Below are 12343 nucleotides of genomic sequence, written 5' to 3' on the forward strand. Positions count from 1 at the left end.
TTATCATACAGCAAATAGGATTAAAAATCAAGAAAAGGTGATTTTTTCTTCATAAACATAGTTTTCTATGAAATTTTTTTCAAACAATCTTCAAAAAATGCTTGAAAGTGTTTACAAATAGTGATAAAATGGAATAAGTAGAATCATGAAAACGAAATTTTCATACCGTCTCTTTTTTGGAGTCTCGTGAGGTATGATATAGAAAGGAAATGGAATGAATACAGACGATACAGTAACGATTTATGATGTCGCCCGTGAAGCAGGAGTTTCAATGGCGACAGTTAGCCGTGTAGTCAATGGCAATAAGAATGTAAAAGAGAATACTAGAAAAAAAGTGCTTGAGGTGATTGACCGTTTGGATTATCGTCCAAATGCAGTGGCGCGTGGTCTTGCAAGTAAAAAGACAACCACTGTTGGTGTCGTGATTCCGAATATTACCAATGGCTATTTCTCAACGCTTGCTAAAGGGATTGATGATATCGCTGAAATGTACAAGTACAACATTGTCCTTGCCAATAGTGATGAGGATGATGACAAGGAAGTTTCGGTTGTCAATACACTGTTTTCTAAGCAAGTGGATGGTATCATCTTTATGGGGTATCACTTGACTGAAAAAATTCGTTCAGAGTTTTCTCGTTCTCGAACACCAGTTGTTCTTGCAGGGACAGTGGATGTAGAACATCAACTTCCAAGTGTTAATATTGATTACAAACAAGCTACGATTGATGCAGTGACCTATCTTGCTAAAGAAAATGAGCGCATTGCTTTCGTTAGCGGTCCACTAGTGGATGACATCAATGGTAAGGTTCGTTTGGTTGGCTACAAGGAAGCCTTGAAAAAAGCAGGTATTTCTTATAGCGAAGGATTGGTATTTGAATCTAAATACACTTATGAAGACGGTTATGCCTTGGCAGAACGCTTGATTTCATCAAATGCAACTGCAGCAGTTGTAACAGGTGATGAGTTGGCAGCAGGTGTTTTGAACGGCCTTGCTGATAAGGGTGTGTCAGTACCAGAAGAGTTTGAAATCATTACTAGTGACGATTCACAAGTCTCTCGCTTTACCCGTCCAAACTTGACAACTATCGCCCAACCTCTTTATGACCTTGGTGCTATTAGCATGCGTATGTTGACTAAGATTATGCACAAGGAAGAGTTGGAAGAACGTGAAGTTCTCTTACCTCATGGTTTGACAGAACGTCGTTCAACACGAAAACGTAAATAGAAAAATCAGGGAATCGTGAAGATTTCCTGATTTTGCTTTCTGGAGAAGAGACTTATCCTTCCATATAGTCTTTCAAATTCTGTCCTGTTAGTCCAGCATTGAGGGCGATGAGGAGTTTCAAGCGAGCTTTTTGGGCGTTAAGTTCTTTAACAAAAAAGACACCTGCTTTTTGCAACTGCACGCCTCCACCTTGGTAGGCATAAACAGGTTCCGCTATACCGTTAAAGCATCGTGAAACTAGGGCGACTGGGATTCCTCTCTGCAGAAGGCTTTCTAATTTTTGAGCCGTTTCTTTGGGAATATTACCAGCTCCGAAGGCTTGGATAATCAAACCGTTCAATTGTTTCAAATCCAGCATATCAATCAGCTCATCTGTCATACCAGCATAAGCCGAGATGATAGGGACCAAGCCTTGTATGTGATCAAGGTCAAAGCGAACACGAGGTTCAGCTGTTTTGAAGTAGAGGATTTCCTGTTTCATAATCAGACCGAGGGGGCCATGTGTTGGGGTCTGGAAGGTACTGACATTGGTCGTATGTGTTTTGGTAACATACTTGGCAGCATGGATTTCATCGTTCATAACGACCAAAACCCCTTTGTCAGCGGCTCTGTCATCGCTAGCTACTCGTAAAGCGCTCAGATAATTATAAACACCGTCGCTGCCGAGTTCGTTGGAGCTGCGCATGGCACCTGTTAGAACGATAGGCATATGGGGAACTTCCATGGTATCAAGGAAATAGGCTGTTTCCTCTAGAGTATCGGTTCCGTGTGTGATCACCACTCCATCGTAGTTAGCAGCTTCCTCTTTAATTTTCTGGTAGAGAGCCAGCATATGCTTGGGTTTGATATGGGGGCTTGGCAGGTTAAAAAAGTCTAAGGCGTGGACTTGGATTCCTTCAAGTGGGTTGGACACATGGTTCATGGGATTATCCGAACTCGTCACAACAGCGCCAGAAGCATCGGCCTGCATGGAAATAGTTCCACCCGTATGTAAAACAAGGATTTTCTTAGGCATGATTTACTCACTCTTTCTGAAATGTGGTATAATCATTGTATCACAAAAGGGGAGATTGGGATAGGATGGAAGTCAAAGCTGTTTTTTTTGATATCGATGGAACCTTGGTCAACGATCGTAAGAGTGTTTTGAAATCCACTAAGGACGCGATTAAAATTGTCAAAGAACAAGGGGTGCTTGTCGGAGTAGCGACAGGTCGAGGACCTTTTTTTGTTAAGGAATTGATGGACGATTTGGATTTGGACTTTGCGGTAACCTACAATGGCCAGTATATCTTTAATAAAGAAAGAGTCTTGTTCACGAGCCCAATTTCCAAGTTACATTTGCGTCATCTAATTACTTATGCTAAAAAAGAGGGCAAGGAGATTGCCCTAGGGACCAAGGATGCCATGTTGGGTTCTAAAATCATGTCCTTTGGTCTGGGTTCTTTTTCTCAACGAATCAGTCGCTTCGTTCCCTCTGTCTTAACTCGGACGGTGAGTCATTCCTTTAATCGTATGGTCAGCAAGGTTGTTCCCCAAAAGGAAGAAGACCTGCTTCATCTGATGAATCAGCCTATCTACCAAGTTTTGATGCTGATGACGCCAGAAGAATCTGAGAAGGCGGCAGCTGATTTTGAAGACTTGAAATTGACACGTAGCAATCCTTTTGCTGCGGATGTCATCAATCAAGGAAACTCTAAATTGGAAGGCATTCGACGAGTTGGGAAAGAATATGGTTTTGATCTCAACCAAGTCATGGCCTTTGGTGACTCGGATAACGACCTGGAAATGCTGGCTGGTGTCGGTATGTCGGTCGCTATGGGAAATGGTAGTAGCAGTGTCAAGGAAGTTGCCAAGCACATCACAACCAGTAATCAGCAAGACGGAATCCACAAGGCCTTGGAACATTTTGGTGTTCTGGCATCAGAAAAAGTCTTTGTCAGCCGTGACTATCATTTCAATAAGGTCAAGACCTTTCACCACATGATGGATGAACGAACTCAAGAAGAACCTCGAGCTTGGGATTTAGAAGGTGCTACCCACAGGGCTGGCTTTAAAATAGAAGAATTGGTGGAGTTTGTTCGAGCTGCTAGTCCTTCTGAAGAGGATTTTGGTCAAGCTCTATCACAACTTCATCAAGCTCTTGATAAGGCAGCAGATAAAGTAGCTAAGAAGACGCCTGCCCAGCAAGATTTGATAGGTCAGGTGGATGCCTTGATTGACACGCTTTATTTCACCTACGGTAGTTTTGTTTTGATGGGGGTTGACCCAGAACGTATTTTTGATATCGTCCATCAGGCCAATATGGGGAAAATTTTTCCAGATGGCAAGGCTCATTTTGATCCAGTAACCCATAAAATCTTAAAGCCAGATGATTGGGAAGAAAAATATGCTCCAGAACTTGCTATTAAAAAGGAACTGCAGCGCCAGCTCAAGGCTTACGAACGCCATAAAGAGAGAAATAATACTCAATGAAAATCAAATAGCAAACTAGGAAACTAGCCGCAGGCTGCTCAAAGCACTGCTTTGAGGTTGTAGATAGAACTGACGAAGTCAGCTCAAAACACTGTTTTGAGGTTGCAGATGAAACTGACGAAGTCAGTAACATATATACGGCAAGGCGATGTTGACGTGGTTTGAATTTGATTTTCGAAGAGTATAAATAGTAAACAAAAAGGAGCTTTTGGCTCCTTTTCTTCGTGATTATAATGTTTTTTCTTGTTCTCTCACAACCAGCAAATCGACCTTAGCATGGCGGAGAATGTATTCAGATGAAGAGCCGACCAAGAGGCGTTCAAAGGCGTTGAGACCAGTTGCGCCAACGAGGATGAGATCCACTTCCTCAGCATCCGGAATAGTACGTGCCAAGAGGGTTTTTGGATTTCCCATTTCAATGACGATATGAACATCTGCCACACCAGCATCTCTTGCACGTTTTTCGTACTCTTTCATCAGACTTTCAGCGTCGACTTGGAGTTCTTCGTAAACTTCAGCATCAAAGGTGGATACGCTTTGGAGTGCGCGTGTGTCAATGACATGTGCGATGGTCAGTTTAGCGTCGTTTCGTAGAGCAGAATGAACTCCCTTGACAAAAGCCAAGTCCGCTTCTTTAGAACCATCGATTGCGACCATGATATTTTGGTAACGTTGTGCCATAATGAAACCTCCTGAAATTTTCTTACTATAATTGTAAACCTTTTCACTATAGAAGTAAAGCAAAAAAAGTATTTTTCAAAAGAATATTAGCGCTTAAAATCTATATAAATATATGATAAAATAAAAGAAAGGATAGCAGGAAACAAGTGAAGGGAGGGATAATGATGAAAAGCTCTTTTCAAACATCAAATTTCCTTTATTATGGAATTATCCTAGTTTCAGTCTTGGTAGAAGTTATCATGGTCTGGCAATTAGAGAGACTGGTACCGCTTCTTTATCCAGGTTTTATCGGCTTTTTAGTCTTTCATGTACTCTACCATCTAATCTTATTCCTAGTCGCTAAAAGAAGTGGGCGTTGGGATTACTTGATGATATGGGGACTTTTCCTCATGTTCAATCTTCTTTATGACTCCTTTTTAGGCTTGCTTTTTCTAGGTTTATCTTTTGGTATGTGATGTGTCTTTCGCAAATACCTGCTATCTCCCCTGTCTTGGCCTCACTTTTAGTGAGGTTTTTCTTCTGTAGGATTTTAGTAACACATTTCAGTAAACTTGTCGCATTCTCTTTCTAGTGGTATAATGTTACTATCTCGATGAATTGAGGAAACAAGATGAAAGAATATAACAAGTCTAGTAAGTTAGAGCATGTTGCTTATGATATCCGTGGTCCTGTTTTGGAAGAAGCCATGCGAATGCGAGCAAATGGAGAAAAGATTTTACGTCTGAATACAGGAAATCCAGCAGAATTTGGTTTTACAGCGCCAGACGAGGTCATTCATGACTTGATTATGAATGCGCGTGATAGTGAAGGATATTCTGACTCCAAAGGGATTTTCTCAGCCCGTAAGGCCATCATGCAGTATTGCCAATTGAAGAAATTCCCAAACGTAGATATTGATGATATTTACCTTGGAAATGGTGTCAGTGAACTGATTGTCATGTCCATGCAGGGACTGTTGGACAATGGAGACGAGGTCTTAGTCCCAATGCCAGACTATCCTCTCTGGACAGCGGCTGTAAGTCTAGCTGGAGGAAATGCCGTTCACTATATCTGTGATGAAGCTGCCGAATGGTACCCAGATATTGACGATATCAAGTCAAAAATCACTTCCAATACCAAGGCAATCGTCCTTATCAATCCAAATAATCCAACTGGAGCCCTTTATCCTAAGGAACTCTTGTTGGAGATTATTGAGATTGCCCGTCAAAATGATTTGATTATCTTTGCGGATGAAATCTATGACCGCATGGTCATGGATGGGCATGTGCATACGCCTGTGGCGAGCTTGGCACCAGATGTCTTCTGTGTCAGCATGAATGGTCTGTCAAAATCGCACCGTATCGCTGGTTTTCGTGTGGGTTGGATGGTCTTGTCTGGTCCTAAGACACACGTTAAAGGCTATATCGAAGGGCTCAATATGTTGTCCAATATGCGCCTTTGCTCTAACGTTTTGGCCCAACAAGTCGTACAAACTTCCTTGGGTGGCCACCAATCAGTCGATGAATTGCTTCTTCCAGGTGGACGAATATATGAGCAAAGAAACTTCATCTACAATGCCATTCAAGAAATCCCAGGTTTGTCTGCTGTTAAACCCAAGGCCGGACTCTATATCTTCCCTAAAATCGACCGAAATATGTACCGTATTGATGATGATGAGCAGTTTGTCCTTGATTTCTTGAAGCAGGAAAAGGTTCTCTTGGTTCATGGTCGAGGCTTTAACTGGAAGGAACCAGACCACTTCCGCATCGTTTACCTTCCTCGTGTTGATGAGTTAGCCCAAATCCAAGAAAAGATGACTCGTTTCTTGAAACAGTATCGTAGATAGGGCTTACATCAGAAAAAGCGTTAAAAAGCTGGAAACATTTGCCTAGAGCTATTGACAAAAGTAAAAGAATCAGATAGAATAGTAAAGTATGTTTAGTAACTGATCACTTTATAGCCGGCTAAACGAATACAAAATCTATGAGGAGGTATTCATCGTGAAACGTACTTATCAACCAAGTAAACTTCGTCGTGCGCGCAAACACGGATTCCGTAACCGTATGTCAACTAAAAACGGTCGTCGCGTATTGGCAGCTCGTCGTCGTAAAGGACGCAAAGTTTTGGCTGCATAATCCAAACGAACCATATCAAAAATCAGTAGGAACTCGAGTCTACTGATTTTTATTTTTGTAAAAAAAGCTCAAAATACTTTATATTTTTGCTCAAATGGTGTATAATATTTCACATACTGTAAAAAATGGAGAATAATCATGAAGAAATCAAAAGTTATGCTTTTTGGAGCTATGGCTTTGACAGCAGGTCTAGCTCTAGCGGCATGTGGGTCTTCCCAATCAAGTAATACAGACAAGACTTACTCTTATATCTTTGTTAATAACCCAGATACCTTGGATTATATTACCTCTACACGAGATTCTACATCTAGTATCACAACCAACTTGATTGATGGTTTGTTGGAAAATGACCAGTACGGCAATCTCATCCCGTCTATGGCTGAGTCATGGACTGTATCAAAAGATGGTTTGACCTACACTTATAAGATCCGTCAGGGGGCCAAATGGTACACTTCTGAAGGAGAAGAGTATGCGGATGTAACAGCTCATGATTTTGTGACTGGTCTTAAGTATGCGGCGGATAAAAAGGCTGAAAACTTGTACTTGGTACAAGACTCTATTAAAGGGTTAGCAGACTATGTTGAAGGGCAATCATCTGATTTTGGAACTGTTGGTGTTAAGGCGGTGGATGATTACACGCTACAATACACTCTCAACCAGCCTGAGACTTATTGGAACTCTAAAACAACAGCAAGTATTCTTAGTCCGGTAAACGAAGCTTTCTTGAAGTCTAAGGGAGATGACTTTGGAAGTGTGACACCATCAAGTATCTTGTCAAATGGTCCTTACTTATTTAAATCATTCACATCAAAATCTTTGATTGAACTTGATAAAAACCCTAATTACTGGGATAAGGACAATGTTAAAATCGAGAAAGTGAAACTTTCTTTCTTTGACGGTTCTGACCAAGACAGCATTGCAAGAGGTTTCTTGGATGGTAACTATACTGATGGCCGTATCTTCCCAACAAGTTCAGTCTTTTCTGAGCTTAAGAAGGGAAATGAGGACAAGATTACCTATACACCGCAAAATTCAGTTACTTTCTATTATCTTTTCAATGTGAATCGTCAAAGCTACAAGCAGACTATGAAACAGTCTGATAAGGAAAAGACAGATTCACGCGCAGCTATGCAAAATAAGGATTTCCGTCAGGCTATCAACTTTGCCTTTGACCGTCATGCTTATGCAGCACAGACAAATGGTGAAGATGGAGCAGACCGTATCTTACGTAACACGATTACACCAAGTAACTTTGTCCAAGTTGGCGATAAGAACTTCGGTGATATTGTCAATGAAAAAATTGTCAACTACGGTAAAGATTGGGCAAATATCAACCTAAACGATGGTAAGCAAGCCTTCTTGAACCCTGACAAGGCCAAAGAGAAATTTGCTAAGGCTAAAGAAAGTCTTCAAGCTCAGGGAGTAACCTTCCCAATTCATTTGGATATGCCAGTTGACCAGACTGCTAAGCTAGATGTGCAACAGGCTGGCTCTCTCAAGCAAACAGTAGAAGCCACTCTTGGTAAGGATAATGTTGTCATCGATGTTATCCAACTTTCTCCAGATGAAAAAGATCAGGCAACCTACTTTGCAGATACAGCAGAACAAAAAGATTACGATATCGACATCTCAGGATGGGGTGGAGACTACTCAGATCCGAAGACTTACCTAGCCATCCTTGATCCAGAGACAGGTTCTCAGTTGAAAAACATGGGCTTGACTGAAGGAAAAGACAAGGAAATTAAGGACAAGATTGGTCTTTCTGACTACAAGAAACTCTTGGATCAGGCTGATGCTGAAATCACAGATACTCAAGCTCGTTATGAAAAATACGCTGAAGCCCAAGCTTGGTTGACAGATAGTGCCCTCTTCCTACCAGTTCAAAGTGGCGGAGCCAACCCAATTTTCCGTAAGACTGTACCGTTTACAGGTCCATTCTCATTCGTTGGTCATAAGGGAAATGCAGACAACTATAAATATGTTGAATTGCAAAAAGAGCCAGTAACTGCTAAACAGTACCAAGAACTCTATGAAAAATGGCTAAAAGAAAAAGCTGAGTCAAATAAAAAAGCTCAGGAAGATTTAGCAAATCACATTCAATGATATTCCTAGTCATGCTTTTCAGTTAATACTCTTCGAAAATCTCTTCAAACCACGTCAGCGTTGCCTTACCGTATATATGGTTACTGACTTCGTCAGTTTCATCTACAACCTCAAAGCAGTGCTTTGAGCAGCCTGTGGCTAGCTTCTAGTTTGCTCTTTGATTTTCATTGAGTATAAGCATAGTGACTTGTTTCAGAAAAAGGCCTTACCAGATGCTTATTGGTTCTGGTAGGGCCTTTTCTTTATTCTTTTAAGTGATAGGAGTAGCTAGCGACAACGACGTCTTGGTGCCAACGACGAACGTATTTGAGTTTGAGACTCATCTGATTGTGCAGGATATTCTGCCAAGGTTTATTAGAGATAAACTGGGATATTAGGACTACTTGCTAAGGCCCATAGGCGATGGAGGACAGAGCGCCGCTTGACAAGATGCCCAGTATCGGAGTTTTCCCAGCAGTCTCCCCTAGCCTTCGGTTAAGGACTTAGGAGGACGATCTATGAGGGGCTATTTTAATTTTGTAAACATGGTCATTTACTTTGTTGAAAAATTCAATAAGTGCTATTATATTGCTTTGAAAAAAGAGCATCAAGAGATGATGATGGGTTTTAGAATATTTTTTTCAGATGAGGAGAGAGGTCAGTTTTTTTGCTATAATAGAAGATAGAAAACGAGGTTAGAAGAGATGATTTTTGATACACATACACACTTGAATGTAGAAGAATTTGCAGGTCGTGAGGCAGAAGAAATTGCCTTGGCTGCTGAGATGGGGGTTACGCAGATGAATATTGTGGGTTTTGATAAACCGACGATTGAGCGTGCCTTGGAGTTGGTAGACGAGTATGAGCAACTTTACGCGACTATTGGTTGGCATCCTACAGAAGCTGGTACTTACACAGAGGAGATTGAAGCCTACTTGCTTGACAAGCTCAAGCATCCCAAGGTTGTGGCTCTAGGTGAAATTGGCTTAGATTATCATTGGATGACATCGCCTAAGGAAGTGCAGGAGCAGGTTTTTCGTCGTCAGATTCAGTTATCTAAGGACTTGAATTTACCTTTTGTTGTCCATACCCGTGATGCGCTGGAAGATACCTATGATATTATCAAGAGCGAGGGAGTTGGCCCTCGAGGTGGTATCATGCATTCTTTCTCAGGAACTCTTGAATGGGCAGAGAAGTTTGTCGAGCTTGGCATGAAAATTTCCTTTTCAGGAGTAGTGACTTTCAAGAAGGCAACCGATATCCAAGAGGCTGCTAGAGAACTTCCTTTGGACAAGATTTTGGTGGAAACGGATGCGCCTTACTTAGCACCTGTACCCAAGCGTGGTCGCGAAAACAAAACAGCCTATACTCGCTATGTAGTGGACTTTATCGCTGACTTGCGTGGCATGACGGCAGAAGAGCTAGCAGTAGCAACGACTGCAAATGCAGAGCGCATTTTTGGATTGGACAGTAAGTAATGAAAGAGAAAATTTCACAAGTCATCGTGGTCGAAGGTCGCGATGATACGGCCAATCTCAAACGTTATTTCGATGTAGAGACCTATGAGACTAGAGGTTCTGCCATTAATGAGCAGGATCTAGAGCGAATTCAGCGCCTGCACCAGCGTCATGGGGTCATTGTCTTTACAGACCCAGATTTTAATGGGGAGCGGATTCGTCGCATGATTATGACGGCCATTCCAACAGTTCAGCATGCCTTCCTCAAACGAGATGAAGCTGTTCCCAAGTCCAAGACCAAGGGCCGTTCCCTGGGAATTGAGCATGCCAGCTATGAAGACCTGAAAACGGCTCTAGCTCAGGTTACAGAACAATTTGAACATGAGAGTCAGTTTGACATCAGTCGTAGCGACTTGATTCACCTTGGCTTTCTAGCGGGAGCAGACAGCCGTAAGCGAAGAGAATATCTAGGAGAGGCTCTCCGAATCGGCTATTCTAACGGCAAGCAACTCCTCAAACGCTTAGAGTTGTTTGGGGTTACTTTAGCAGAAGTGGAAGAAGCTATGAAAAGTTATGAGTAGGAAAGATGTGAACGTTACAATTTTTTAAGTTTCACAGTATTTTTCGAAGCAGGTAGAAGAGGAGACGTCTGATGTTAATTGGTCAAAAAATTAAAGAGATTCGGATAGAAAAAGGAATTAGTCGTCCAGATTTTTGTGGAGATGAGCAAGAACTGACAGTTCGTCAACTGTCGCGAATTGAAAGTGGAGCTTCGCAACCGAGTTTGCCGAAGTTAGACTATATTGCTCGTCGGTTAGGAGTTCCAGCTTATAGCCTTATGCCGGATTTTTCAGCTCTTCCTTCTGCTTATTTAGAATTGAAATACCAGATTTTACGTGAACCAATCTATGGTAAAGAAGAGGAATACGATAAGAAAGAAGCGTGTTTGGAAGAGATAGAGAACTTGTTTTATGAGCAACTTCCTAGTGAGGAAAAAGTATGGTTCGAAGCTACTAGAGCAACGATAGATGTTATTCGAAGCGGACGATCAGAATACGGGGAAACCGTACTGGACGATTATTTTAAAACAATTTATGATAAGGAATTGTTTTTGATAAATGAATTAGAAGTTATCAACTTATATTTTGCTATAGTGCTTACAAAGATAAAACAAGGTCAAAGTCAGATTTCAGAAATTGAAAGAATTCATTCGTTTTTAGTTCGTTTGGCAAATCATGTGGAATTAATTTCACCAGAATATCTGTTTGCTTTAAGTAATACTTTGTTTTCGGGTCTTGCCTGTTTGGATAATTTATCGACTTATGATTCACTAGAAACCTATATCTTTAGCCTTAATCACATAATGGAAAAAACACAAGATTTTCAGAAGAAACCAATTATATTAATGTTGGAGTGGAAATTATCCCTAATAATAAAAAATGATTATGTCTCTGCCGAACAGTTCTATCAGAAATCGAAGCTATTTGCTGATATAATAGAAAATTCTTATTTAGTTACTATGTTGGAGAAACAATGGCAAGAAGATTTAAAAAAATATTTATAAACATAGTGAAGCAGTGACAAAAATGTCCTTGTTCTGATCTTGAAACAGTTCTAAAGTTCGTCTTTAGGGCTGTTTTTTTATATATAAGCTAAAAATGACATGAAATGCTTATATTTTAAGGACATTGATGTCCTTTGAGTTTATTTAAGAATAATTTATAATTAATTAAAACGTGAAAGGAGATTACAGTATGAACTTTTTTAGTTTATTTTATTTAGTTACTTGGTGGTTTAAATAAAATTTAGTTATGTCTACTTAGTCTCAAAAATTTATTCATAATATATAATAAATATAATTTGATAGACTAAATTAGAAAAATAAGGAGAGGATGCCATGAGGTGTTGCTTTGAAAAGGTCTATGATCCATGACTTAGTTTTACTTGAATAGAAAATGGACAATATATAATAAATATTTATGATAAAATAAAAAATAAAGGAGTATCAATATGAAACAAACAGTTAAAAAATTAGCCCTTGTAGCGAGCATTGCAGCAACATTAGGTGGAAGTGTAGCAGTAGTATCGGCCGCGGTTAAGTATCCAGATGGTGGTGTCTGGACGTATGGTTCAGGTGACGGAGGTGCTTACTCAAACTACTATCACTCTTCAGAATATCATAGCTCAACAGTTGTTAGTAGAAAAACTGGTTCATCTGATAAGGGATATGCTGGTGCTGGAGGGACTTCTCGTGCATGGATTCGTACTTCTTGGGGAGAGAAAGTTGCATTCTACTATAATGTTTAGAATGG

General features: G+C 40.5%; 12 protein-coding genes. 10 read left to right on the top strand and 2 right to left on the bottom strand.

The window, feature by feature from the left end:
- The first annotated feature begins 214 nt into the window (after positions 1-214).
- Complete coding sequence (gene ccpA, locus FJR73_RS03285) at positions 215-1225, top strand: catabolite control protein A (protein WP_001090628.1); 1011 nt, start codon at positions 215-217, stop codon at positions 1223-1225.
- 52 nt (positions 1226-1277) lie between these two features.
- Here ccpA and FJR73_RS03290 read toward each other — a convergent pair whose 3' ends face one another.
- A complete protein-coding gene (locus FJR73_RS03290) occupies positions 1278-2240 on the bottom strand; it encodes an asparaginase (protein ID WP_140833308.1) in 963 nt (320 codons plus the stop codon).
- Between the two features lie 65 nt (positions 2241-2305).
- Between FJR73_RS03290 and FJR73_RS03295 the strand changes: the two genes are divergently transcribed.
- Entirely contained in the window at positions 2306-3697 is a 1392-nt protein-coding gene (locus FJR73_RS03295) for a Cof-type HAD-IIB family hydrolase (RefSeq protein WP_140833310.1), read from the top strand.
- Positions 3698-3925: 228 nt separating this feature from the next.
- Here FJR73_RS03295 and FJR73_RS03305 read toward each other — a convergent pair whose 3' ends face one another.
- Positions 3926-4378 (bottom strand): universal stress protein, encoded by a 453-nt coding sequence (locus FJR73_RS03305; RefSeq protein WP_024058091.1) that lies wholly within the window; start codon positions 4376-4378, stop codon positions 3926-3928.
- 161 nt (positions 4379-4539) lie between these two features.
- Here FJR73_RS03305 and FJR73_RS03310 point away from each other — a divergent pair, with 161 nt between their 5' ends.
- The 8 genes from FJR73_RS03310 to FJR73_RS03345 all read left to right on the top strand — a co-directional run bounded on the left by FJR73_RS03310 (position 4540) and on the right by FJR73_RS03345 (position 12338).
- On the top strand, positions 4540-4833 hold the full coding sequence (locus FJR73_RS03310) for a hypothetical protein (protein WP_181146594.1): 294 nt from the start codon (positions 4540-4542) through the stop codon (positions 4831-4833).
- A 155-nt stretch (positions 4834-4988) separates the two neighbouring features.
- A complete protein-coding gene (locus FJR73_RS03315) occupies positions 4989-6203 on the top strand; it encodes a pyridoxal phosphate-dependent aminotransferase (protein ID WP_000666459.1) in 1215 nt (404 codons plus the stop codon).
- Positions 6204-6357: 154 nt separating this feature from the next.
- The gene (rpmH, locus tag FJR73_RS03320; protein ID WP_000831905.1) at positions 6358-6492 is read left to right on the top strand and encodes a 50S ribosomal protein L34; all 135 of its coding nucleotides are present in this window, start codon (positions 6358-6360) and stop codon (positions 6490-6492) included.
- A 138-nt stretch (positions 6493-6630) separates the two neighbouring features.
- The gene (locus FJR73_RS03325) at positions 6631-8595 is read left to right on the top strand and encodes a peptide ABC transporter substrate-binding protein (protein ID WP_140833312.1); all 1965 of its coding nucleotides are present in this window, start codon (positions 6631-6633) and stop codon (positions 8593-8595) included.
- 683 nt (positions 8596-9278) lie between these two features.
- A complete protein-coding gene (locus tag FJR73_RS03330; protein ID WP_140833314.1) occupies positions 9279-10052 on the top strand; it encodes a TatD family hydrolase in 774 nt (257 codons plus the stop codon).
- A complete protein-coding gene (rnmV, locus tag FJR73_RS03335) occupies positions 10052-10612 on the top strand; it encodes a ribonuclease M5 (RefSeq protein WP_140833316.1) in 561 nt (186 codons plus the stop codon). The genes FJR73_RS03330 and rnmV overlap by 1 nt, the downstream gene beginning before the upstream one ends.
- Before the next feature lie 71 nt (positions 10613-10683).
- Positions 10684-11595 (top strand): XRE family transcriptional regulator, encoded by a 912-nt coding sequence (locus FJR73_RS03340; RefSeq protein ID WP_140833318.1) that lies wholly within the window; start codon positions 10684-10686, stop codon positions 11593-11595.
- A 446-nt stretch (positions 11596-12041) separates the two neighbouring features.
- The gene (locus FJR73_RS03345) at positions 12042-12338 is read left to right on the top strand and encodes a lactococcin 972 family bacteriocin (protein WP_000815396.1); all 297 of its coding nucleotides are present in this window, start codon (positions 12042-12044) and stop codon (positions 12336-12338) included.
- The last annotated feature ends 5 nt before the right edge of the window (positions 12339-12343 follow it).

This window comes from Streptococcus sp. D2, assembly GCF_006385825.1.
GTDB lineage: Bacteria > Bacillota > Bacilli > Lactobacillales > Streptococcaceae > Streptococcus > Streptococcus shenyangsis.

Excerpts from the sequence above, each read along its gene's own strand:
- ccpA (WP_001090628.1), top strand. The coding sequence starts at position 215 with ATGAATACAGACGATACAGTAACGATTTATGATGTCGCCCGTGAAGCA.
- FJR73_RS03290 (WP_140833308.1), bottom strand. The coding sequence starts at position 2,240 with ATGCCTAAGAAAATCCTTGTTTTACATACGGGTGGAACTATTTCCATG.
- FJR73_RS03295 (WP_140833310.1), top strand. The coding sequence starts at position 2,306 with ATGGAAGTCAAAGCTGTTTTTTTTGATATCGATGGAACCTTGGTCAAC.
- FJR73_RS03305 (WP_024058091.1), bottom strand. The coding sequence starts at position 4,378 with ATGGCACAACGTTACCAAAATATCATGGTCGCAATCGATGGTTCTAAA.
- FJR73_RS03310 (WP_181146594.1), top strand. The coding sequence starts at position 4,540 with ATGATGAAAAGCTCTTTTCAAACATCAAATTTCCTTTATTATGGAATT.
- FJR73_RS03315 (WP_000666459.1), top strand. The coding sequence starts at position 4,989 with ATGAAAGAATATAACAAGTCTAGTAAGTTAGAGCATGTTGCTTATGAT.
- FJR73_RS03325 (WP_140833312.1), top strand. The coding sequence starts at position 6,631 with ATGAAGAAATCAAAAGTTATGCTTTTTGGAGCTATGGCTTTGACAGCA.
- FJR73_RS03330 (WP_140833314.1), top strand. The coding sequence starts at position 9,279 with ATGATTTTTGATACACATACACACTTGAATGTAGAAGAATTTGCAGGT.
- rnmV (WP_140833316.1), top strand. The coding sequence starts at position 10,052 with ATGAAAGAGAAAATTTCACAAGTCATCGTGGTCGAAGGTCGCGATGAT.
- FJR73_RS03340 (WP_140833318.1), top strand. The coding sequence starts at position 10,684 with ATGTTAATTGGTCAAAAAATTAAAGAGATTCGGATAGAAAAAGGAATT.
- FJR73_RS03345 (WP_000815396.1), top strand. The coding sequence starts at position 12,042 with ATGAAACAAACAGTTAAAAAATTAGCCCTTGTAGCGAGCATTGCAGCA.